Origin of the sequence: Desulfoferula mesophila (assembly GCF_037076455.1) — a bacterium.
Lineage (GTDB): Bacteria > Desulfobacterota > Desulfarculia > Desulfarculales > Desulfarculaceae > Desulfoferula > Desulfoferula mesophila.
Map to the genome: position 1 here is coordinate 944,147 of NZ_AP028679.1, position 22,249 is coordinate 966,395.

The following is a 22,249-nucleotide window of genomic DNA, read 5'->3' on the forward strand; positions in this document are numbered from 1 at the left end:
GAAACGCGTGGTGGCGCAAACAATTACCCGCGACAAAATGAATCAAGCCTGGCAACGCTTCGCCCAGACCGGCCAAGTGGACCGCGAGGCGGTTCGCCGGGAAGTGGCCGACTCCTGGCAACGCTGCTATCGCCAGGGGCTCAGGCCCAACGCCCCCAAAGGCTCGCTCAAGCTATCCTCCGCCCAAATGGCCCGCATCCGGGCGGCCAACGCCGATTTCATCGAGGCGGCCCTGCCTTTCATGCGCTTTTTGCAGAGCGCGGTGCGCGGCTCTGGCTTCATCCTGGTGCTCACCAACGCCGACGGGGTGTTGCTGGACGTGTTCGGGGACGAGGAAATCCTCGGCATGGCCCAGGACAACAACTACGTGGCCGGCAGCAGCCGGGCCGAGGAGGAGGTGGGCACCAACTCCATCGGGCTGTGCCTGGTGGAGCGCAAACCCGTGCAGGTGACCGGCCCCGAGCACTACAACCAGCGCCACCACGACTGGACCTGCTCGTCGGCCCCGGTGTTCTCTCCCGAAGGCAACCTGTTGGGAGCCATCACCCTCTCGGGAAAATCCTCCAGCGCCCACCGCCACACCCTGGGCATGGTCATCTCCGCCGCCGAGGCCATAGAGAACAAGCTCAAGCAGCGCAAGGCGGACAAGGAAAAGAGCAACTACGAGACCATGCTGGAGTCCATCCTGGGCTCCATATCCGAAGCGGTGATCGCGGTGAACCACAAAGGGGTGGTTACCCACGCCAACCAGGCGGCCTGCCGCATGGGCGGCTTTTGTGCCGCCAAGGTGCTGGGCCAAACCATCGACCGGGTCTTCCCCGGCCATCCCCTGCTCATGGACATGGCCCGCCACGGCAAGGACTACGGCAACGTGGAGGTGGCGGTGGACGGCCCCCGGGGGCGCACCTATTTCATCCTGCGCCCCTTCATGATCCGCGAGGATGAAAAGCACTTCGGCTTCTTTTTGGTCATGAACGAGCGCAGCCGCTTTTTCAACGAGGTGCGCAAGATCTCCGGGCACAACGCCCGCTTCACCTTCGAGGACATCAAGGGCAGCTCGCCGGAGTTCCTGCGCCAGATCAAGCTGGCCAATATCGCCGCCGGGGCCGACAGCCGGGTGCTCATCATGGGCGAGACCGGCACCGGCAAGGAGCTCTTCGCCCAGGCCATCCACAACGCCTCCGAGCGTGCCCAGGGCCCCTTCGTGGCCATCAACTGCGCGGCCATCCCCCGCGAGCTCATCGAGTCGGAGATTCTGGGCTATAAGGACGGGGCCTTCACCGGGGCGCGCAAGGGCGGCCAGGTGGGCAAGCTGGAGCTGGCCGACGGGGGCACCATATTCCTGGACGAGGTGGGCGAGATGCCCCTGGACGCCCAGACCAAGTTCCTGCGGGTGCTCCAGGACGGCATGATCACCCGCCTGGGCGACAACCGTCCCGTCAAGGTGGACGTGCGGGTCATCGCCGCCACCAACGAGGACCTGGTGGAGCGGGTGGCCAGCAAGGGCTTCCGCCAGGACCTCTATTTCCGCCTCAGCGTGGTGGAGCTGAACATCCCCCCCCTGCGGGCGCGCCTGGACGACCTTCCCCTTTTGGTGGAGCATGTTCTGGGACGCATTTCCTACAAGCTGGGCGCCCGCCAACTGGGCATCTCCCCCGAGGCCCTGGAGGTGCTCAGCCGCTACCCCTGGCCGGGCAACGTGCGCGAGCTGGGCAACATCCTGGAGATGGCCGCCATCGTCTGCGACGACCGGGATATCCAGGTGGAGCACCTGCCCCAGCGCCTTTTCCGGGCCGGCCTCACCGCCCCGGTGAGCCAAACGGTGCAACCCCTCAAGCAAATGGAGGCCGAGGTGCTCAAAAACGCCCTGGCCGAATGCGATGGCAACGTGGCCAAGGTGGCCCGCAAGCTGGGTCTGTCGCGCAGCACCATCTATCGCCGCATGAAGGAGCTGGGGATCGGCAAGTCCGTCAGCTTCGACTAACTCCGGTCCAACCAGAAAGCGTCATGCTGTGTTGGCGGCATCGCTTAGACCTCGACGTATATAAGAATACGTCTGCGGTCTGCGCTTGCCGCCGCCTTGCCTGACGCTTCCTGGTTGGACCTGGGGCCAGGCCATTTGGCACCTCCTCGGCGTATAGAAGAATACGCCTGCGGCCCTCGTCATCGGCCGGTCGCCTTGTCTGGCGTCGGCTGGCTGTGCCGGGGTCACAACGCTTCGCCGGCGTTTGTAAGAATACGCGTGCGGGTCTCGCTGGCCCGACGCCTTGCCTAGCACCGCATGGCTGCGCCGGGTGATTGGCCAGCCACCGCCATACTGCGTTGCCGGCCTCGCTCGGGCCTCGGCGTATGGAAGAATACGCCTGCGGCCCTCGTCATCGGCCGGTCGCCTTGTCTGGCGTCGCCTGGCTGTGCCGGGACTGTTCAGGTAACACGCGTCTGCGCTTGCCGCCGCCTTGCCTGACGCTCCCTGGTTGGAACCGGGGGCCATGCCATTTAGCACCTCCTGACCCCACAAGCAGCCTCAAGCAGCGTTTCCGGCCGTGCCGCCAAGCTCCGCGCCGCGTCGTCGGCTTTCGCGCCTTCTACGATTTGTTTACTTGCCCAAAAGTGTGTCATTATGAGACATGCGCTGTTTCATGCGACACCTGTCGCAGGGGACGAGGCGAGGAGCCCGTGGGCTCTCTGGAAAAATCAACGTATTTACCTTTGGTTAGCTCTCGGGCCCCTGGCCGGACATCTGGCACGTCTCCTGCAACCAGCTTAAACCCATTAGCCACGTGACACGTCTAGTCGCCTTCTGGAGGTTGATATGGATATTCCCTCTAAAACCGTGCGCGAGTTGTACCGGACCATGGTGGTTATCCGGGCATTCGAGGAAAAAGTTCAAGATCTCTATGCCAGGGGACACATACCCGGCCTGGCTCACCTGTACATCGGCGAAGAGGCCATCGCGGCCGGGGTGTGCGCCAATCTTGGTGACCGGGACTACATCACCAGCACCCACCGGGGCCACGGCCACGTCATCGCCAAGGGCGCCCTGCTCAAGCCCATGATGGCCGAGCTCTACGGCAAGGAGACCGGCTACTGCAAGGGCAAGGGCGGCTCCATGCACATCGCCGACGTGAACCTGGGCATCCTGGGGGCCAACGGCATCGCCGGTGGCGGTCTGCCCATCGCGGTGGGCGCTGGGCTTTCGTGCAAGATGAAATACCCCGGCCAGGTAACCGTCTGCTTCTTCGGCGACGCCTCCTCCAACAACGGGACCTTCCACGAGTCGCTCAACTTCGCCGCCGTGCACAAGCTGCCGGTCATCTTCGTTTGCGAAAACAACGGCTTCGGCATTTCGGTCTCCCAGAAGCAGCACCAGGCCATCGTGGACATCTCGGTGCGGGCGGCGGGCTACAACATGCCCGGCATCACCGTGGACGGCAACGACGTGCTGAGCGTGTACCTGTCCTCGGCCGAGGCCATCGAGCGGGCCCGCCAAGGCGAAGGCCCCACGCTGCTGGAGTACAAGACCTACCGTTGGCGCGGCCACCACGAGGGCGACCCCAACCAGGGCGGCCGCTACCGCACCAAGGAAGACATCCAGGCCTGGGTAGAGAATTGCCCCATCAAGCGCCTGGAGGCGTATCTGACCAAGAACAAGGTCATGACCAAGAAACAGATGCAGGCGGTTTGGGATGAGGTGGAGAAGGAGATCGACGACTCCATCGAGTTCGCGGAACAAAGCCCGTTCCCGCCCCTCGAAGAAATGTTCCAAGACGTGTTGGCCTAGGGGAGGGTTAGAAAAATGAGTCGCGTAATTACTTATGCTCAAGCGCTGAACGAGGCCCTGGCCTATTGCATGGAAAAAGACGACAGCGTGTTCGTCATGGGCGAGGACGTGGGCCGCTACGGCGGCATCTTCCAGGTGACCGCAGGCTTGCAGGAACGCTTCGGCGTGGACCGGATCATGGATACCCCCATCTCCGAGGCCGCCTTCGTGGGCGGCGCGGTGGGCGCGGCCATGACCGGCATGCGTCCGGTGGTGGAGATCATGTTCATCGACTTCATCACCGTGGCCATGGACATGGTGGTCAACCAGATGGCCAAGATGCACTTCATGTTCGGCGGCCGGGCCAAGGTGCCCATGGTGCTCCGGGTCAACATCGGGGCCGGGCGCGGCACCGCGGCCCAGCACTCCCAGAGCTTCCACGCCATTTTTCAGCACATACCGGGCATCAAGATCGCCATGCCCTCCACGCCCTACGACGCCAAGGGCATGCTCATCGAGGCCATCCAGGACGACAACCCGGTGCTGTTCGTGGAACACAAGAAAATATATATCGACAAGGGCGAGGTTCCCGAGGAGGCCTACACCGTGCCCCTGGGCAAGGCCAAGGTGGTGCGCCCGGGCAAGGACATCACCGTGGTGGCCACCTTGAACATGGTGGCCAAGGCGCTGGCCGTGGCCGAGGAAATGGCGGGCAAGGGCGTGGACATGGAGGTCATTGACCTGCGCTCGTTGTGCCCCCTGGATCGGGAAGCGGTGCTGGCCTCGGTGCGCAAGACCGGCACCCTGATCACCGCCGACGAGGGCTGCCACACCGGCAACATGGGCGGCGAGCTGGCGGCCACGGTGGCCGAACAGGCCCTGGATTCGCTCAAGGCCCCCATCGTGCGGGTTTCCGGCCCGGACACCCCGGTGGCCTTCAGCCCTCCCCTGGAGCAGGCCTTCATCCCCAGCGAGCAAGACCTGAAGGACGCGGTCAACCGGGTTCTGGAATATCTCTAGGGGGAGGCCGCCATGCAAGAGCTTAGCAAAAGCCAAGTCAGGGCCATGCCCGCGGCGCGCGCTCTGGCGCGTGAAAAGGGCCTGGACCTGGCGGCCATAACCGGAAGCGGCCCGGACGGCTGCATCCTGGTCAAGGACGTTCAGGCCAGCCAGGCCGCACCGGCCCAGGCTCCGGCCTTGGCCGGCGCGTCGGCCAAGGTGACCAGCCTGGCCCGCAAGCTGGCCCAGCAAAAGGGCGTGGATCTTTCCGCCGTGCAGGGCACCGGCCCGCGCGGGCGCATCACCAAGGCGGACGTGCACAGAGCGGCCGCCGCTCCCGCCCCGGCGGCGGGCGGCGCCATCGCCGGCCAGAAGGTCCCCGCCACCTCCATGCGCAAGACCATCGCCCGGCGCCTGTCGGCCTCGGCCTTCACCGCACCGCACATCTATTTCTTCAGCGACGTTAAGATGGACTCCCTGCTGGCCCTGTACAAGGACATCAAACAGGAGATCCTGGAGCGCCACGGAGTGAAGATCTCGGTCAACGATCTCTTGATCAAGGCCGTGGCCCTTACCCTGGAAGAGTTCCCCCACGTCAACGCCTCCTTTGATGGTGAAAACATCGAGGTGTGGCAAGACGTGAACGTGGGGCTGGCCGTGGCCCTGGACGAAGGGCTCATCGTGCCGGCCATCGCCGAGGCCAACCTGGCCAGCCTATGGGAGATAGCCTCCCAGCGGGCCGACCTGGTGGACCGGGCCCGGGACCGCAAGCTGCAGGCCGACGAGATCGGGCGCGGCACCTTCACCATCTCCAGCCTGGCCCAGTACGAGATCACCCACTTCACGGCCATCATCAATCCGCCGCAAAGCGCCATTCTCTCGGTGGGCAAGACCCAGGAGAAGGTGGTGGCCGAAAACGGCCAGGTGGTGGTGCGCCAGGTGGCCACCCTGGGCCTGTCGGTGGACCACCGCATCATCGACGGCGCGGTGGCCGCGCAATTTTTGACTAGCCTGAAAAAGAAACTCGAACGGCCGGCGCTCATGTTCATGGAGCTGGGTTGATAGCAGGGCAAGGAGGCACAAAGTGGCCGTTGAAATAGTTCTCCCCATGCTGGGGGTGACCGTAGAAAAGGGCACCATCATCGAGTGGTTGAAAACCGAAGGTGATGCGGTGGCCAAGGGCGAGTCCCTTTATATAGTAGAGGCGGACAAGGTGACCACCGAGGTGGAGTCGCCTTCCGACGGCATCCTGGGGCGCATCCTGGTGCCCGCCGGGGTGGAGGTTCCCGTGCTCACCGTGGTGGGCGTCATCGTGGCCCAGGGCGAGGCGGTGCCCGACAACTACCAGGTCGTGGGCGGCGCCGCCGAGGCTCCCGCGCCGGCGCCCGCCCCGGAACCGGCGGCCGACGCCTACAGCGCGGCCACGCCCCAGGCCGAGGCGCAAAACTACGACTACGACGTGGCGGTGATCGGCGGCGGCCCCGGCGGCTACGTGGCCGCCATCCGGGCCGGTCAGATGGGGGCCAGGGTGCTCCTGGCCGAAAAGGACGCCCTGGGGGGCACCTGCCTGAACCGGGGCTGCATCCCCACCAAGTCCCTGCTCTCCGACGTGCACCCGCTGCACCAGATCCGCAAGTCGGCGGTGTACACCGGCGCCGGCAAGCTGGCCGCCAGCCTTTCCAAGATGATGCAGCGCAAGGACGAGGTGGTGGGCCGCATGTCCGCCGGGGTGGAGGGCCTACTCAAGGCCAACAAGGTCACCTTGTCCAAGACCGAGGCCAAGTTCGTGGACGCCCACACCCTGGAGCTCACCGGGCCCGAGGGCGCCAAGAAGGTAAGCGCGGCCAAGGTGATCATCGCCACCGGCTCGCGCCCCTCCGAGGTGCCGCCGTTGCCGGTGGACGGCAAGGCGGTGATCAACAGCGATCACGCCTTGAGCCTCAAGGAGGCCCCCAAGTCCATGGTCATCGTGGGCGGCGGGGTCATCGGGGTGGAGTTGGCCACCATCTTCAGCCTGTTGGGCTCCAAGGTGACCATCGTGGAGCTGCTGCCCTCCATCGTCGCCATGGAAGACCCCGAGGCGGTGGCCGCGCTCAAGAGCGCCCTGGAGGAGCTGGGCATCGAGATCATCACCGAGGCCCGGGCCCAAAAGGTGAAAAAGGGCAAGAACGGTCCCTCGCTGGTCATCACCAACGGCGACGACCGCGAGCGCACCCTCAAGGCCTCGCTGGTCCTGGTGGCCGTGGGCCGCGCCCCCAACACCGAGGGCTGGGGCCGCGACGCCCTGGGCCTGGAGATGGACGGTCCCTTCGTCAAGGTCAACGCCCGCATGGAGACCTCGGTCCCCGGCGTCTACGCCATCGGCGACGTGGTGGGCAAGTCCATGCTGGCCCACACCGCCTCCGAGGAAGGCGTGGTGGCGGTGGAAAACCTCATGGGGGCCAGCCGCCAGATGGACTACGACCGCATCCCCAACTGCGTCTACACCTTCCCCGAGGTGGCTTCGGTGGGCCTGAGAGAGGCCCAGGCCGCCAGCCGGGGGCTGAAGGTCAAGGTGGGCAAGTTCCCCTACCGGTTCAGCGGCAAGGCGGCGGCCATGGGCGAGGAACAGGGCCTGGTCAAGATCGTCAGCGATCCCGAGCTGGGCGAGATCCTGGGCGCCTGCATCGTGGGCCAGCACGCCACCGACCTGATCGGCGCCGTGGCCCTGGCCATGGACCTGGAGGCCACCGTGGACGACCTGGGCGAGGTGGTCATGGGCCACCCCACCCTGGCCGAGACGGTGAAGGAGGCGGCCCTGGATTGCCTCGGGCGAGCTATCCACAAGCCCTGATCAGCATAGACCGGACGGCCGGGGCGCCCGCCTCGGCCGTCCGAACTCCTGATGTTTGCCTAAAGCGCTTGTGAGGAGGGCCGCGTGGCAGGTGTTACGAACAAAGTGAAATCCTAAGGAGACCAATGGATACTTTGGCCGCGTTGCCTGTGCAAGCGCTGCACGGATTGGTTTACGGGATGCTGCTGTTTTTGGTGGCATCTGGTCTCACCCTGATCTTCGGCATGATGGGGGTGCTCAACTTCGCCCACGGCGCCCTGTATATGCTCGGGGCCTATTTCTCCTTCTCCGTCCTGCAATGGACCGGACAGTTCTGGTTGAGCCTGTTGGTGGCCCCGCTGCTGGTGGCCTTGGCCGGAGTCGCCATCGAGCGCTTTTTCCTGCGCAAGGTCCATTCCTACGGGCACGCCCACGAGTTGTTGCTCACCTTCGGCGTGGCCTACATCATCGAAGAGTTGGTGAAAATCTTCTGGGGCAACGAGCCGCTCAGGGTGGTGCTGCCGCAGTGGCTGGACGGCTCGGTCCACCTGCTGGGCACCGAATATCCGGTGTACCGCCTGTTCATCCTGGCCGTGTCCACCATCGTGTTCATCATCATGTTTTTCGTTTTGTACAAGACCAGGGCGGGCATCATCGTGCGGGCGGCGGTGGCCAACAAGCGCATGGTAGGCGCCCTGGGCTTCAACGTGCCCCTGGTGTTCTTGCTCCTTTTTGGCATGGGCGCCTGGCTGGCCGGCCTGGCCGGGGTGATCGGCGGGCCCTACCTCATCACCAACCCGGCCATGGCATCCACCATCATCATCGACCTGTTCGTGGTGGTGGTGGTGGGCGGTCTGGGTTCCATCCAGGGGGCGCTCATCGCCAGCCTGCTCATCGGCCAACTGCAATCCATCGGCATCCTGATCCTGCCCCAGTTCGCCATCTTCTTTGAGTTCCTGCTGATGGCCCTGGTGTTGATCTTCCGGCCTCACGGCCTGATGGGAGAGAGCAAATGACCTCCAGCGCATGGCTAAAGCGGGTGTTGTTGTTGGCCGGCCTGGCGGTCCTGGCTTTCATGCCCTGGCTGGTGGGCGAGTATCCCCTGAACCTGATCATCACCATGATCATCTATTCGTTGTTCGCGCTGAGCTACAACGTTCTGTTCGGACAGGCCGGGCTGCTTTCCTTCGGCCACGCCGCCTACTTCGGGGTGGGCGCCTATACCTCGGTGCTGCTGTTCAAGGATCTGGGCTATAGCCTGTTGCCGGGCATCCTGGGCGCGGGCCTGGCCGGAGGCATCCTGGGCATAATCCTGGGCCTTTTCGTGGTGCGCCTGGGCGGCACCTATTTCGCCCTGCTTACCCTGGCCTTCAACGCCCTGATCTATGCCGGGGCCGAAAAATGGCGGGGCCTGACCGGCGGCGAGGACGGGGTGGCGGCCATGCGGCCGGATCTGCACATCCCCTTTGTGGGCGACATTGGGATGTTCACCACGGTGCATTGGTACTACTTCGTGCTTATCGTGGTGCTCTTGTCCACCTGGTTCTGCTGGCACTTCACCCGCACCCCCCTGGGACGGCTCAACGAATGCCTCAGGGAAAACGAAGACCGGGCCCGCTTCATCGGCTACAACGTGTATCTGTCCAAGGTCGCGGTGAACGTCATCAGCGCCTTTTTCGCGGGCCTGGCCGGAGGCATGGCCGGGGCCTTCCAAGAGTTCGTCACCGTCACCTTCATCAACCTGGACAAGGCCACCGACGTACTGATCATGACCTTTGTGGGCGGCTCGGGAACCTTCTGGGGGCCCATACTGGGAGCCTGCTTCCTTACCTACCTCAACCAGATCCTTAGCGACCTGACCGAACACTGGACTCTGATCCAAGGGATCATTTTCGTACTGCTGGTCATGTACGCGCCCCAGGGGCTCAGCGGGATTTTGATTTCTCTCAAAGCCCGCTTGTTCCCTGCTCGGAGCGCCGCACTGAACCCGGCCGCCAAGGGGGAGGGTTAAGCCCATGAATATGTTGGAGGTCAAGGGCCTGTGTAAATCTTTCGGCGATATCAAGATCATCTGCGGCATCGACTTGGCCGTGGAGAAGGGACAGCGTCACGCCATCATCGGGCCCAACGGCGCGGGCAAGACCACCTTTTTCAACCTGCTCAGCGGCCACTACAAGCCCACCGCCGGGGATATATATTTCAAGGGTCACAAGATAAGCGGGCTGCAGCCTTATCGGATCAACCGCCTAGGCCTGGGCCGCTCCTTCCAGATCACCAACGTTTTCCCCGGGCTCACCGTCTTGGAGAACGTGCGCTCGGTGGTGCTCTCGCGCCACGGGGTGCGCTTCAACTTCTGGAGCACCGTGGCGGGCATGGAGGAGATCAACCGGGAGTGCATGGACATCCTGGAGCAGATCGGCCTGGCCGGGCGGGCCGACCACCTGGCCGGAGAAATGGCCTACGGCGAGCAGCGGGCCCTGGAGATCGGCCTGGTCTTGGCCTCCCAGCCGGAGATGATTCTCCTGGACGAGCCCACCGCGGGCATGAGCATCGACGAGACCCGCGAGGCGGTGAAACTGGTGGACCGGGTGACCAAGGGCAAGACGCTGATGATCATCGAGCATGACATGGAGGTGGTGTTTTCCCTGGCCGACGTGATAACCGTGATCAGCTACGGCGAGGTGCTCGCCAGCGGCACTCCGGAGGAGATACGCAATCATCCCAGGGTCCGTGAAGCTTATCTGGGGACGGGTACGGTATGCTGAAACTGGACAAGGTCAATACCTATTACGGCGAAAGCCACGTGCTCTTCGACATCAGCCTGGAAGTGAACCCGGGCGAGATCGTGGCCTTGGTGGGGCGCAACGGGGTGGGCAAGACCACCACCATGATGACCATCATGGGTCTGGTGCAACCCAAGTCGGGCTCCATTACCTTCAAGGGCAAACAGATCGCGGGCAAGGCTCCCCACCAGATCGCCATGGCCGGGCTGGGTTTCGTGCCCGAGGAGCGCTGGATATTCCCCAACCTTACGGTGCATCAGAACCTGCTCATGGGCATCAAGCCCGGCCACATGAACAAGCCGGTGGATGACGGCTGGAGCATCGAGCGGGCCTACGACAGCTTCCCGCGCCTGGCCGAAAGGCGCAATCAAAAGGGTGGGGTGCTCTCCGGCGGCGAAATGCAGATGCTCACCATCGTGCGCAGCCTCATGGGCAACCCGGACCTGATCCTCATCGACGAGCCCACCGAGGGCCTGGCCCCCATCATCGTGGAACGGGTCAACGAGGTGATCCACCAGATAAACCGGGCCGGGACCACGGTGCTCTTGGTGGAGCAGAAGCTCAACGTCTGCCTGGATCTGGCCCAGCGGCTTTACGTGCTCAGCAAGGGCGACATCAAGTGGACCGGCACCCCCGGCGAATTGGAATCACGCCAGGACATCCGCAAGGAGTTCCTGGAGGTTTGACGGCACAAGGTTCTTGTACACGGCCGCCCCGGCGGCCCGCAACCTTACCAGGGAGAGAGGTAGGATTATGAGGAAAATCGGATTAGTACTGGCTATCGCTGGTGCCTTGGCCATGGTGGCCACCGCGGCCATGGCCGGAGGCGTGGTGAAATTCGGGGTTAACGAGATTCGCTCCGGCGCCTTCAAGAGCAACGGCGACCGCACCATTTGGGGCATCGAGGCGGCGGTGAAGGAAGCCAACGACGCCGGCGGCCTGTTGGGCAAGAAGATCGAGCTGGTGGTCATGGACAACCAGATGAAGGGCGAGATCGCGGTGCGCAACGTAAAGCGCATGGTCCTGGAGGACAAGTGCGAGGTCATCATCCAGGGCTCCTCCTCCGGCGTGGGCGGCGCCATCGCCCAGACCATGCCCCGCTACAAGAAGATCTACCTGGACACCAACGCCGAGGCCATGGGCATCACCGGCGAGAACTTCACCCCCTACACCTTCCGCACCTGCATGAACGCGGGCATGCACGTCAAGGCCCTGGCCCACTACTTCGCCAAGAAGGGCTACAAGAAGGTCTTCTTGATCAACCAGGACTACTCCTGGGGTCATGACGTGGCCAAGTACTACAAGATGTTCATCGAGAAGCTGGCTCCGGGCACCAAGGTGGTGGGCAGCGAGTTCCACAAGGTGTTCAACAAGGACTTCGGTCCCTACATCAGCAAGATCCAGGCCTCCGGCGCCGACTACGTGATCAGCGGCAACTGGGGCACCGACCTGACCCAGCTCATCGTGCAGTCCCGCAGCCTGGGCATGAACCTGCCCATCGGCTGCACCTTCTTGGATGACGACGGCGTGGGCGCGGTGGCCGGCGACGCCGCCATCGGCTGCGTGCAGGCCAACATGTACCTGCTAGGCGTGAACAACCCCCGGGCCAAGGAGTTCGAGGACACCTTCCACAAGAACAGCGGCGGCAAGTGGCCCAGCTTCGTGATCATGGAGGCCTACCTGGGCACCAAGATGTACATCGAGGCGGTGAAGAAGGCCGGCAGCTTTGACACCGACAAGGTCATCAAGGCCTTTGAGGGCCTGAGCTACACCGGCCCCGTGGGCAACATGACCATGCGCAAAGAGGACCACCAGAACCAGACTCCGGCGGTGGTCGGCGTGGTGAAGGGCAAGACCAAGTACTACCCCTTCGCCTATCCCACCCCCGAGATGGTGCTCCCCGCCAAGGACGTCAGCCTGACTCTGGAAGAGAGCGGCTGGAAGCCCTACAAGGGCAAGTAAAACGACCCCTGTGCCGGGTGGGCCGCCATGGCGCGGCCCGCCCGGTCCCTCCCGACACCTTAATAAGAGGCGATAGCGACAATGCAGGCACAATGGCATCACGTGGGCATCTCGGTGGCCGATCTGGAGCGGGCGCTGCACTTCTACCGGGACTTGCTGGGCTTCGAGGTGGTATGGGATCATCCTCAAAGGGGCGGGCCGGAGATGGCCAAGGTGGTGGGGCTTGAAGACGTCAAGGCCCACATGGTCATGCTCAAGGGCTACGGCACCCACATAGAGCTTTTCGATTACCTCAGCCCCAAGGGCAAGGCGGTGGGCTCGGGCCGCCAGTGCGACTACGGCCTCATTCATTTCGCCCTAACCGTGACCGGGCTGCAAGAGCTCTACGACCGCCTGGTGGCCGAGGGGGTGGAGTTCAACTGCCCGCCCCAGGTGCTGCGTCCCGGGGTCTTGGCCACCTACATGAAGGACCCCGAAGGGGTGACCATAGAACTGGTCGAATACAGCGAGGGGGCTTGAGCCATGATCTTGCAGGGCAAGAGGGCCGTGGTGACCGGCGGAGCCGCCGGCCTGGGGCTGGCCATCGCCACCGCCTTTGCCGAGGCGGGGGCCAAGGTGGCCATCTGGGACTGGCAACTGGAGGTGGCCTCGCTGCCGCCTGATAAATTTCCCATCACCGCCAAGGTGGACGTGTCCTCCGGCGAGATGGTGGCCGCCGCGGCGGCCGAGGTGCTGGCGACCTGGGGCGGCCTGGATATTCTGGTCAACAACGCGGGCATCTGCATTCCCGGCACGGTGGAGGAACTCAGCGAGAGCGACTGGGACCGGGTGATGGCCGTGAACCTCAAGGGCACCTTCTTGTGCTCCAAGGCCTTTGCCCCGGCCATGAAGAAACAGGGCGCGGGCAAGATCATCAACCTGGGCTCCATTTCAGGCAAGATGGGCGGCATCGTGGCGGGCAGCGCCTACAGCGCCTCCAAGGCGGGCATCATGTGCCTGACCATGTCCCTGGCCCGGGAGCTGTCCCCCTTTGGGATCAACGTCAACGCCATGGCTCCGGGGGTGATCGCCACGGACATGAGCAAGGGCCTGTCCCAGGGCGACTACACCTCCTACAAGCAGACCATCCCCTTGGGCCGGGTGGGCGAGGCCAAGGAAGTGGCCGCCCTGGCCCGTTTTTTGGCCGGGCCGGACAGCGACTACCTCACCGGCGAGATTATCGACATCAACGGTGGCCAGTTTATGGACTAGGTCCGTGCGCCTGCCCGGGGAAGATGAACGATGAAAGCACTGCGCAAACTGGCCGGCGGCGAAGGCCACGTGGAACTGGTGGATATCCCCACCCCCCAGCCCGGCCCCGGACAGGTGCTTGTCAAGGTAAAGAGCGTGGGCATCTGCGGCACGGATCTGCACGTCTGGGAGGGCCGTTTCGACAAGGTGCGCCCCCCGGTGACCCTGGGCCACGAGTTCGTGGGCGAGGTGGCCGAGCTGGGCCCGGAGGTCACGGGATGGTCCCGGGGCCAGGCCGTGGTCAGCGAGAGCCAGTCCTCTTCCTGCGGCGCCTGCGAATACTGCCTGGCCGGCCAGAGCAACGTCTGCCCGGAGCGCCTGGCCTACGGCTACGGGGTGGACGGGGGCATGGCCGAGTACGCCCTGGTGCGGGCTTCGGGCCTGCACGCCCTGCCCCACGGGGTGGGCTTCAAGCAGGGGGCCATGGTGGAGCCCCTGGCCGTGGCGGTGCACGCGGTGCTGGAGCGGGGCGTGACCCCGGACCAGGGGCCCGTCTTGGTCAGCGGGCCCGGCCCCATCGGGCTGTTGGTGCTACTGGTGCTGGGCCTGAGCCGGACCCCGGTCCTGGTGTGCGGCACCAGCAAGGACCGGGTCCGCCTGGAGTTGGCCGAGCGCCTGGGAGCCAAGGCCACGGTCATGGTGGACCGCGAGGACCTGGGCCAGGCGGCCGAGGAGTTCACCCAGGGCAAGGGCTTCGCCGCAGCCTGGGAGTGCTCCGGCGCGGGTCCGGCCCTGAGCGCGGCTCTAAGGCTGGTGCGCCGCCAGGGATCGCTGGTGCAGGTGGGCCTCAACGGGGGCGTGCCCAGCCTGGACCTGGACCAGCTCACCCTGAAGGAGCTGACCCTGCGCGGGGCCTTTGTGCACAACCGGGGCACCTGGGAGCGCTCTTTGGAGCTATTGGGCCAGGGGGCCCTGGACCTGACTCCCCTGATCACCGCGGAGATGCCGCTGAGCGTGTGGCTAGACGCCTTTGAGCTGTCGCGGGACCAGGTGGGCATCAAGTACCTGCTGAGCCCCGGAGAATAGGGGAGCGCCATGGCCCAGGGAGGCACCCCCCACCACCGGCCCTCCTGGCTGGTGCAAAAAGCGCCGGATCAGGAGAGCCTGCGCCGCATGCGCGCCCTCATGGAGGGCCAGGCCCTGAACACGGTGTGCGTGGAGGCCCAGTGCCCCAACCAGGGGGAGTGCTTTGCCTGCGGCACGGCCACCTTCCTCATCCTGGGCGATATCTGCACCAGGGGCTGCCGCTTTTGCGCGGTCAAACACGGCCGCCCCGCGCCCATCGATCCCGAGGAGCCCGACCGCCTGGCCCAAACCGCCGCCCAATTGGGCCTGAAGCACGTGGTCATCACCTCGGTGACCCGCGACGACCTGCCCGACCAGGGGGCGGGCCAGTTCGCCGCGGCGGTGCGGGCGGTAAAGGCGGCCAGTCCCGACACCAGCGTGGAGGTGCTCATCCCCGACTTCCAGGGGCGGCTGGAACTGTTGGAAATGGTGGCCCGGGCCCAGCCCGAGGTGATCGCCCACAACCTGGAGACGGTGCCCCGCTTCTACGGCCCGGTGCGCCGGGGAGCCCAATATGGGCGCTCCCTGGAGGTGGTGGCCAACGTGAAGCGGGTCTCCGCCGCGGCCAGCAAGTCGGGCATCATGCTGGGCCTGGGCGAGCGCCGCGAAGAGGTGCTGGGGGTGCTGAGCGACCTGCGCGGGGCGGGCTGCGACATCCTCACCCTGGGGCAATACCTGGCCCCCTCGCCTGAGCACGCCCCGGTGGAGCGTTTCGTGCCCCCGGCCGAGTTCGACGAGCTGAAGCGGGAGGCCCTGGCTCTGGGCTTCAAGTACGTGGCCGCCTCGCCCTATGTGCGCAGCTCCTACCGGGCCGACCGGGCCTGGAAGGCGGTGCGGGAGGCGGCCGGCTCCTAGGGCCACGGTACGCGCCAAAAGACAGGGGCCCGGCCATGCGCCGGACCCCTGCTTGCTTTCAAGGCCAGGCTCAGGCCAGGAGGGCCGCCTTCACCGCGTCGCCCACCTGGGCGGTGCTCGCCGTGCCGCCCATGTCCTTGGTGCGCACCGCGCCCTGGGACAGGACCTGGGTCACCGCGTCCTGCACCGCCCGGGACGCCTCGGCCTGGCCCAGATGCTCCAGCATCATGCGCACCGACTCTATGGAGGCGATGGGGTTGACCACCCCCAGGCCCGCGTATTTGGGGGCCGAGCCGTGGATGGGCTCGAACATGGAGGGGAACTTCCTCTCCGGGTTGATGTTGCCCCCGGCGGCAAAGCCCATGCCCCCCTGCAGCATGGCCCCCAGGTCGGTGATGATGTCGCCGAAGAGGTTGGAGGCCACCACCACGTCGAAATACTCGGGGTTTTTCACCATCCACATGGTCATGGCGTCCACCAGGGCCAGATCCTGCTTGATGTCCGGATAGTCCGCCGCCACCTCGCGGTAGATCTTGTCCCAATAGACCATGGAGTAGTTGAGGGCGTTGGACTTGGTGCAGTTGGTGAGCATGCCCACCCGGTCTCCCTCCACCCGGCCCCGGCGTTCACGGGCCAGCTCGAAGGCGTAGCGGATCACCCGGTCGCAGCCCTTGCGCGAGAAGACGGCGGTCTGGAAGGCGAAGCCCTCGGGCGCCTCGGGCTTGAAAAAGCCGCCGGTGCCGGAGTATTCGCCTTCGGTGTTCTCGCGCACCACCACGAAGTCCACGCTCTCGGGGGTGGCGGTGCGTATGGGGGTGGCCACCCCGGGGTAGAGCTTGATGGGCCTAAGGTTGACGTACTGGTCGAAGCCCTTGCGGATCTCCAGGAGGATGGTGAGCGAGACGTGGTCCGGCACCTTGGCCGCGTCGCCGATGCAGCCCAGGAAGATGGCGTCAAAGTCCTTGAGGGTGGTGAGCTTGTCCGCGGGGCCCATCTCGCCGTGCTTGAGGTAATAATCGCAACCCCAGTCGAAGCTTTCCACTCGGCAGGTAAAGCCGAACTTGTCGCCCGCGGCGGCCAGGATCTTCATGGCCTCTTGGGCGATTTCCTGGCCCACCCCGTCTCCGGGCAGATTGGCTATAGCATAGTCGGTCATGCTGGCCTTTCCTCACAGGCGCCGTTGGCCGGCGTCCCGGTGCTGGTGATTGTTAAAGGTCTTTGAGGTTCTTTACGCAAACCAAGACAGGTTGTCAATGATTTTAGAAGGTTAGGTCACATTGTGTAACGCGGGGCCAGGGCGGCCCCGGCGGCGGCCAGGGGGCTACTTGCTTTCGTTTTTGCTGTAGATCTGCTTGAGCAAGGCCAGGACGTGGGTTTTTTCCTCACCGGAGAGTTCGCCCACGAAGTTGTCGATGTGCTTTTCCTTTTCCGGCTGGATGTTTTCCAGAGCCTTTCTGCCCTTGGGGGTGATCTCCAGCAAGGTGACCCGCTCGTCCTGGCTGTAGCGCTTGCGCAGCAAAAAGCCGTCGCGCTCCATGCGCTTGGCCACCCCGGTCATGTTGGCCCCGGTAACCAGCAATATCTTGCTCACCTTGGTGATGGTGTTGGTGCCGTCCTCCGAGGCGTTGAGCACCCGAAGCACGTTGTACTGGGTGAAGGTAAGGCCGTAATTCTTGAATATTTCCGAGGCGGTTTTCTTGAACAGTTCGGAAACCCGGACCATGCTCATTAAAACTTTTTCATCCACGCTGAGGCTGCTGCGATACCGGCTGATGCTCATGAGACCGATCCGTTGGGGTGACGAGAAACTTAAGACGCTAAATAAACATATTAGTTATTAAAAATTATGTCAACCGGCAAAAGGTAAATTGCCGGCGCCTATATGGCCGGTGGCCGCTGCTGAAGGCTATTTGTCTAAACTTACGAGGTAATTTGGGGGCGGCCTTGATGGGGGAGCCAAGAAAATGATCATTTTCGGCCGGACCGTGGGGACGGTCGTTGGGTGGCGCGGCCTGTAATCCGGCTCACCGCCAGGTGGGGCGCGCGCGTGGGCCAAATCGTATTGTGTTACATATCATCCCGATACTAATAGATTAATTTGAAATGTGCCATGGCGGGGCCGCCTGAAGCGAAAATCCTTGACAGGGCCAAACTAAACAATTAAATAAATAATACGTTAAATAAAATGCCGAGCATTGCGAGGAGGGCCCTATGCAAATCAAGGCGAAGCTGGCGGAGATAGTGGGGAAGGAGCATGTGGACACCACCCGCAAAGCCCTGCTCCCCTATGCCAAGGACCATAGCCTGTTGGAGTGCAACGGCTTGGCCGATGCGGTGGTGTGGCCGGACACCGCCGAACAGGTGCAGAAGATCGTCCAACTGGCCAACGAGATCAAGATGCCCGTGATCCCGGCAAGTTCGCGGCAGCATTTCCACGGCTCCACCCTGCCCAAGATGGGCGGGATCATCGTGGATCTCAAGCGCATGAACCGCATCCTGGACTTTGACGTGCCCGACCGTTTGGTGCGCATCGAGCCGGGGGTCACCTGGGGCCAGTTGCAGCCGGAGCTGATGAAGATCGGCCACCGCATGGTGATGCCCCTGATGCCCCTGGCCGACAGTTCGGTGGTGGCCAGCCTTTTGGAGCGCGAGGTGCCCACCAACCCCCGCTACGAGTACGGCGAACCCATGACCTCCAACGAGGTGATCTGGGGCTCGGGCATGCGCTTCCGCACCGGCTCGGCCAGCGTGCCGGGCTTCCCGGACAAGGCCGACTCCAAGGGCGGCAACCCCGAGGGGCCGGGCACCAACTGGTACCGCTTCTTCCAGGGGGCCGAGGGCACCATGGGAGTGGTCACCTGGTCCATCGTCAAGTTCGAGTATCTGCCCGAGATCGACAAGACCTACTTCATCACCTTTGACGACATCGGCGCGGCCGTCGAGCCCCTGTACCAGATGCAGCGGCGCATGATCGGCAACGAGTGCCTGTTGATCAACAACCAGGTGGGGGCACTGATCTTCGGCGACGGCAGCGACAAGACCTACCAGGCCCTCAAGCGCCAGTTGCCGCCCTGGTTCATCGTGCTGGTGCTCTCCGGGCCGCCGCGCTCGCCGGAGGCCAAGCTGGCCTACGAGAAAAAGGCCCTGGACGAGGTGTGCGCCAACCAACCCGGGGTTGTCCGGGTGGACGAGTCCCTGGCCGGGGCGGTGGGCCTGGAGCGCAAGCTGCCGGACATGCTGCGCAACCCCTGGCCCGCCGAGCGCACCTGGTGGAAGCACCAGCTCAAGGGCGAATGCGAGGACCTCTTGTTTATCGCCAAGATGGAGCAGGCGGCGGCCTTCACCGAGCTGGTGACCGAGACCGCCGGGGCCCACGGCTACGACGTGCGCCAGATGGGGGTGTATCTGCAGCCCATCGAGCAGGGCCGGGCCTGCCACCTGGAGTACCAGTTCTACTACGACCCGGACGATGCCGACGAAAAGGCCATGGTCAAGGCGCTCTATATGGACGCGGCGGCCAAGTTGTTGGCGCAAGGGGCCTTCTTCTCCCGGCCCTACGGCCTGCTTTCGCCCATGGTGTTCGAAAAGGCCCGCGGCTACACCAACACCATCACCCGGGTGAAAGAGGTGCTGGACCCCAACTACGTCATGTGCCCCGGCAATGTCTGTTTCTAAAGGAGGCGGCCAAATGATCGTGGAAGGATCGTTGGAGCTCAAAGATTACATGTACGAAATGCGCCGGTGCATGCGCTGCGCCAGCTGCAAGTGGCTCGACCACATCTACATGCCTGACAATCGTTTCGTGTACCGCTGCCCCAGCTACGGCAAGTACTACTTCTCCAAGGTGGCCTACGGCCGCCTCAAGCTGGGCCTGGCCCTTACCGAGGATCGCCTCAAAGACTCGCCGGGCATGAAGGACATGGTGTTCCAGTGCCTGATGTGCGGGGCCTGTGACAGCGGCTGCAAGCGCAACCTGGACCTGGAGATCAACTACTCCCTGGAGGCCCTGCGCGGCCACATGGTGGAGAGCGGGCGCTACCCCAAGCAGCACCAGAAGCTCATCGACAACGTGGTGAAGAGCAAGAACCGCTACGGCCTGCCCGCCAAGGAGCGCACCGCCTGGAAGCCGACCAAGGCCAAGAAGAAGGCAGACACGGTGTACTTCGCGGGCTGCGGCGCCTCCTACAAACAGACCCAGGTGGCCCAGGCCACCGACAAGATCCTGGGCAAGCTGGGCGGCTACATGCTGCTGCCCGGCGAGCAGTGCTGCGGCCATCCCCTGTTCGCCATGGGTCACTTTGAGGCCTTCAAGAAGCAGATGGAGATGAACCTCAAGGCCTTGGCCAAGACCGGGGCCAAGCGCTTGGTCACCGCCTGCGCCGAGTGCTACAAGACCTGGAAGGTGGACTATCCCCGCCTGATGAAAAAGAGCACCTGTGATCTGCCCTTCGAGGTGGTGCACATCACCGAACTGGTGGACGAGGCCCTGGGCAAGGGCGAACTGGAGCTCAAAGGCAAGCTGGACATGAAGCTGGCCTGGCACGACCCCTGTAACCTGGGCCGCATGTCCGAGCCTTACACCCACTGGGAGGGCGACCGCGGCCAGTGGGGCTGTTTGGAGCCGGCCAAGGGGTTCGAGGCCAAGCAGTTCAACCGGGGCACCGCCGGCACCTACGAGGCTCCCCGCAACATCTTGAAGGCCCTGCAAGGGGTGGAGCTGGTGGAGCTCAAGCGGCACCACGAGTTTTCCTGGTGCTGCGGCGGCCATGGCGGGGTGCCCGAGGCCTACCCCGACCTGGCGGCCTACGCGGTGGACGAGAGGCTGGAGGAGGCCAAGGCCGTGGGCGCCGAGGCCGTGGTGAGCGCCTGCCCCTACTGCAAGGAGCAGTTCGAGGCGGGCCAGAAGAAGCGGGACCACCAGGTCCAGGTCTTCGACATCACCGAGCTGATCGCCCAGGCGCTTTAGAGAAAGGAAGAGGCCATGCCCAAAGTTACCGAGAAGGTATCCAAGGCGGCTTACAACGCCCTGCAAAACATAGTTGGACCCGAGTGGGTCACCGACGACGTGGCCATCACCGAGAGCTACGTCAAGGGCGGCGAGATCCACGACTGCATCTATCAGCGCGGCCAGCAGCCCCCCGGCGTGGTGGTCATGCCCAAGGACACCGAAGAGGTGCAGAAGATCGTCAAGGTCTGCATGCGCTACCACCTGCCCTACACCCCCATCGGAGCCTTCTGGGGGGTGCACTGCGGCGGTAAGGTGCCCTTCCACGTATCCATCGACCTGTCGCGCATGCGCTCGTTGGAGTGGGACGAAAAGCACATGGTGGCCATCGTGGGGCCGGGCCAGATCCACTCGCCCCTGCAGGCCGAGGCCCAGGAGCGGGGCATGTACACCATGACCCCAGGCGGCGGCTCCCAGGCTGCGGTGATCGGCAACATGCTCACCTGCAACTACTCGCCCCTCAACTACCGCCTGGGTCTGGCCACCCGGCGCATCCTGGGTGTGGAGTGGGTGCTGCCCAACGGCGAGGTGATCCGCCTGGGCTCGTTGGCCACCAGTGACGACCCCTACTGGGGCGAGGGCCCCGGCCCGGACCTGCGCGGCCTGCTGCGCGGTTATCTGGGCTGGTGGGGCAAGGTGGGCATCATCACCAAGATGGCCATCAAGATGCACCCCCTGTTCTTGCCTGAGCGCATGCAGCCGGTGGAGCGGGGCATGCTTTCCACCCTGGAGTTTCCGGACAACCGCATCAAGTGGTACAACTTCCGCATGCCCTCGGAGGAGGCCATGCGCAAGGCCATGCGCGAGATCTCCCGCTGCGAGATCGGCGCGGCGGTCATGCGCGTGCCCACCATCTGGCGCTACCGGGGCAAGTCGCACTCCCGCGAGGACTTCTGGAGCAAGTGGGGGCCCGACGAGGCCAAGATCCGCTCTTCCCGGGCCACCAGCTCAGTCTGCCGGGTGCTCTTAATCGGCTACACCAGCGAGGAGCAGCTCCAGTACGAGGAATCGGTGCTCATGGACATCATGAACGGGCTGGGCGCCGAGTTGGGCCGTACCAAGCAGTCGGACCAATCCTGGATCAAGAACGCCGACTCGGCGGGCATGTGGTGGCCGGCCGGCGGCTACGTGTCGGTGGAGTTCGTGGTGGAGACCCTGGAGCACTCCTTTGCCCGGGGCAAGACCCTGCTCAAGGAAAAGGAGTCCAAGTTCACCCCGCCCTTGGTGGACGAGTACGGCGAGGAGGGCTGGATCCAGATGACCGACATGGGTCACACCAGCTACTTCGAGTTCCTCATCCAGTGGGACCCGGAGCACCCCCTGGGCAAGTACGAATCCGGCGAGTACAAGGCCTGGGAACACTGGGTGGCCAGCCAGCGCACCGCCATCGACCACGGCCAGTTCACCGCCAACATCGGCAGCCTGAGCGTCATGGGCCTCACCGGCCCGGCCTTCGGCCCCAACTACGGCGAGATCTACGACAAGGTGCGCCAGGCGGTGGACCCCCTGGACATCTCCAACCCGCCCCTGGACCTGCACGACCGGGTCATCGACGAGTTCGCCCCCAAGTGGAAGGAGGACTACAACTTCCAGACCTGGAGCGAGCTGATGCACGATGGCAAGGAGTGGTGGAAGGTGCTCACCAGCCGGGACATCGAGTGGAAGGACTGCCTGCCGGAGTGGTACTGGGACCGCGACGACAAGGAAATTGGTTGACC

At 64.2% G+C, this 22,249-nt stretch carries 19 protein-coding genes; 17 read left to right on the forward strand and 2 right to left on the reverse strand.

The window, feature by feature from the left end; translation table 11 throughout:
• Nucleotides 1-10 precede the first annotated feature (10 nt).
• The 14 genes from AACH32_RS04130 to lipA all read left to right on the forward strand — a co-directional run bounded on the left by AACH32_RS04130 (nt 11) and on the right by lipA (nt 15,526).
• Nucleotides 11-1,984: a sigma-54-dependent Fis family transcriptional regulator gene (locus AACH32_RS04130; RefSeq protein WP_338605513.1), complete on the forward strand. Its 1,974-nt coding sequence runs from the start codon at nt 11-13 to the stop codon at nt 1,982-1,984.
• A gap of 828 nt (nt 1,985-2,812) precedes the next feature.
• Nucleotides 2,813-3,781, forward strand: coding sequence for a thiamine pyrophosphate-dependent dehydrogenase E1 component subunit alpha (locus tag AACH32_RS04135; RefSeq protein WP_338605514.1), 969 nt, complete (start codon nt 2,813-2,815; stop codon nt 3,779-3,781).
• Nucleotides 3,782-3,796: 15 nt separating this feature from the next.
• Nucleotides 3,797-4,780, forward strand: coding sequence for an alpha-ketoacid dehydrogenase subunit beta (locus AACH32_RS04140; RefSeq protein WP_338605515.1), 984 nt, complete (start codon nt 3,797-3,799; stop codon nt 4,778-4,780).
• A 12-nt stretch (nt 4,781-4,792) separates the two neighbouring features.
• On the forward strand, nt 4,793-5,821 hold the full coding sequence (locus tag AACH32_RS04145; protein WP_338605516.1) for a 2-oxo acid dehydrogenase subunit E2: 1,029 nt from the start codon (nt 4,793-4,795) through the stop codon (nt 5,819-5,821).
• Nucleotides 5,822-5,843: 22 nt separating this feature from the next.
• A complete protein-coding gene (gene lpdA, locus AACH32_RS04150; protein WP_338605517.1) occupies nt 5,844-7,592 on the forward strand; it encodes a dihydrolipoyl dehydrogenase in 1,749 nt (582 codons plus the stop codon).
• A 125-nt stretch (nt 7,593-7,717) separates the two neighbouring features.
• Nucleotides 7,718-8,587, forward strand: coding sequence for a branched-chain amino acid ABC transporter permease (locus AACH32_RS04155; RefSeq protein WP_338605518.1), 870 nt, complete (start codon nt 7,718-7,720; stop codon nt 8,585-8,587).
• A complete protein-coding gene (locus AACH32_RS04160; RefSeq protein ID WP_338605519.1) occupies nt 8,584-9,582 on the forward strand; it encodes a branched-chain amino acid ABC transporter permease in 999 nt (332 codons plus the stop codon). The genes AACH32_RS04155 and AACH32_RS04160 overlap by 4 nt, the downstream gene beginning before the upstream one ends.
• 4 nt (nt 9,583-9,586) lie before the next feature.
• A complete protein-coding gene (locus AACH32_RS04165; protein ID WP_338605520.1) occupies nt 9,587-10,336 on the forward strand; it encodes an ABC transporter ATP-binding protein in 750 nt (249 codons plus the stop codon).
• The gene (locus AACH32_RS04170) at nt 10,330-11,040 is read left to right on the forward strand and encodes an ABC transporter ATP-binding protein (RefSeq protein WP_338605521.1); all 711 of its coding nucleotides are present in this window, start codon (nt 10,330-10,332) and stop codon (nt 11,038-11,040) included. The genes AACH32_RS04165 and AACH32_RS04170 overlap by 7 nt, the downstream gene beginning before the upstream one ends.
• A gap of 112 nt (nt 11,041-11,152) precedes the next feature.
• Nucleotides 11,153-12,316: a branched-chain amino acid ABC transporter substrate-binding protein gene (locus tag AACH32_RS04175; protein WP_338605522.1), complete on the forward strand. Its 1,164-nt coding sequence runs from the start codon at nt 11,153-11,155 to the stop codon at nt 12,314-12,316.
• An 81-nt stretch (nt 12,317-12,397) separates the two neighbouring features.
• Nucleotides 12,398-12,835 (forward strand): VOC family protein, encoded by a 438-nt coding sequence (locus tag AACH32_RS04180; protein WP_338605523.1) that lies wholly within the window; start codon nt 12,398-12,400, stop codon nt 12,833-12,835.
• Nucleotides 12,836-12,838: 3 nt separating this feature from the next.
• Complete coding sequence (locus tag AACH32_RS04185) at nt 12,839-13,567, forward strand: SDR family oxidoreductase (RefSeq protein ID WP_338605524.1); 729 nt, start codon at nt 12,839-12,841, stop codon at nt 13,565-13,567.
• Between the two features lie 30 nt (nt 13,568-13,597).
• Entirely contained in the window at nt 13,598-14,632 is a 1,035-nt protein-coding gene (locus AACH32_RS04190) for a zinc-dependent alcohol dehydrogenase (protein WP_338605525.1), read from the forward strand.
• 9 nt (nt 14,633-14,641) lie between these two features.
• Entirely contained in the window at nt 14,642-15,526 is an 885-nt protein-coding gene (gene lipA / locus AACH32_RS04195; RefSeq protein WP_338605526.1) for a lipoyl synthase, read from the forward strand.
• Nucleotides 15,527-15,596: 70 nt separating this feature from the next.
• Here lipA and AACH32_RS04200 read toward each other — a convergent pair whose 3' ends face one another.
• Together AACH32_RS04200 and AACH32_RS04205 are read right to left on the reverse strand one after the other, a co-directional pair.
• Nucleotides 15,597-16,682 carry a 3-isopropylmalate dehydrogenase gene (locus tag AACH32_RS04200; protein ID WP_338605527.1) on the reverse strand — a complete coding sequence of 362 codons (1,086 nt, stop codon included), beginning with the start codon at nt 16,680-16,682 and terminating at the stop codon, nt 15,597-15,599.
• 165 nt (nt 16,683-16,847) lie between these two features.
• Nucleotides 16,848-17,306 carry a MarR family winged helix-turn-helix transcriptional regulator gene (locus AACH32_RS04205; protein ID WP_338605528.1) on the reverse strand — a complete coding sequence of 153 codons (459 nt, stop codon included), beginning with the start codon at nt 17,304-17,306 and terminating at the stop codon, nt 16,848-16,850.
• Nucleotides 17,307-17,737: 431 nt separating this feature from the next.
• Here AACH32_RS04205 and AACH32_RS04210 point away from each other — a divergent pair, with 431 nt between their 5' ends.
• Genes AACH32_RS04210 through AACH32_RS04220 form a run of 3 tightly spaced genes read left to right on the forward strand, consistent with a single transcriptional unit; the run spans nt 17,738 to nt 22,247 of the window.
• Nucleotides 17,738-19,201, forward strand: a complete 1,464-nt coding sequence (locus AACH32_RS04210) for an FAD-binding oxidoreductase (RefSeq protein ID WP_338605529.1) — start codon at nt 17,738-17,740, stop codon at nt 19,199-19,201.
• Nucleotides 19,202-19,214: 13 nt separating this feature from the next.
• Nucleotides 19,215-20,492 carry a (Fe-S)-binding protein gene (locus AACH32_RS04215; protein WP_338605530.1) on the forward strand — a complete coding sequence of 426 codons (1,278 nt, stop codon included), beginning with the start codon at nt 19,215-19,217 and terminating at the stop codon, nt 20,490-20,492.
• A gap of 15 nt (nt 20,493-20,507) precedes the next feature.
• Complete coding sequence (locus AACH32_RS04220; RefSeq protein WP_338605531.1) at nt 20,508-22,247, forward strand: FAD-binding oxidoreductase; 1,740 nt, start codon at nt 20,508-20,510, stop codon at nt 22,245-22,247.
• Nucleotides 22,248-22,249 lie beyond the last annotated feature (2 nt).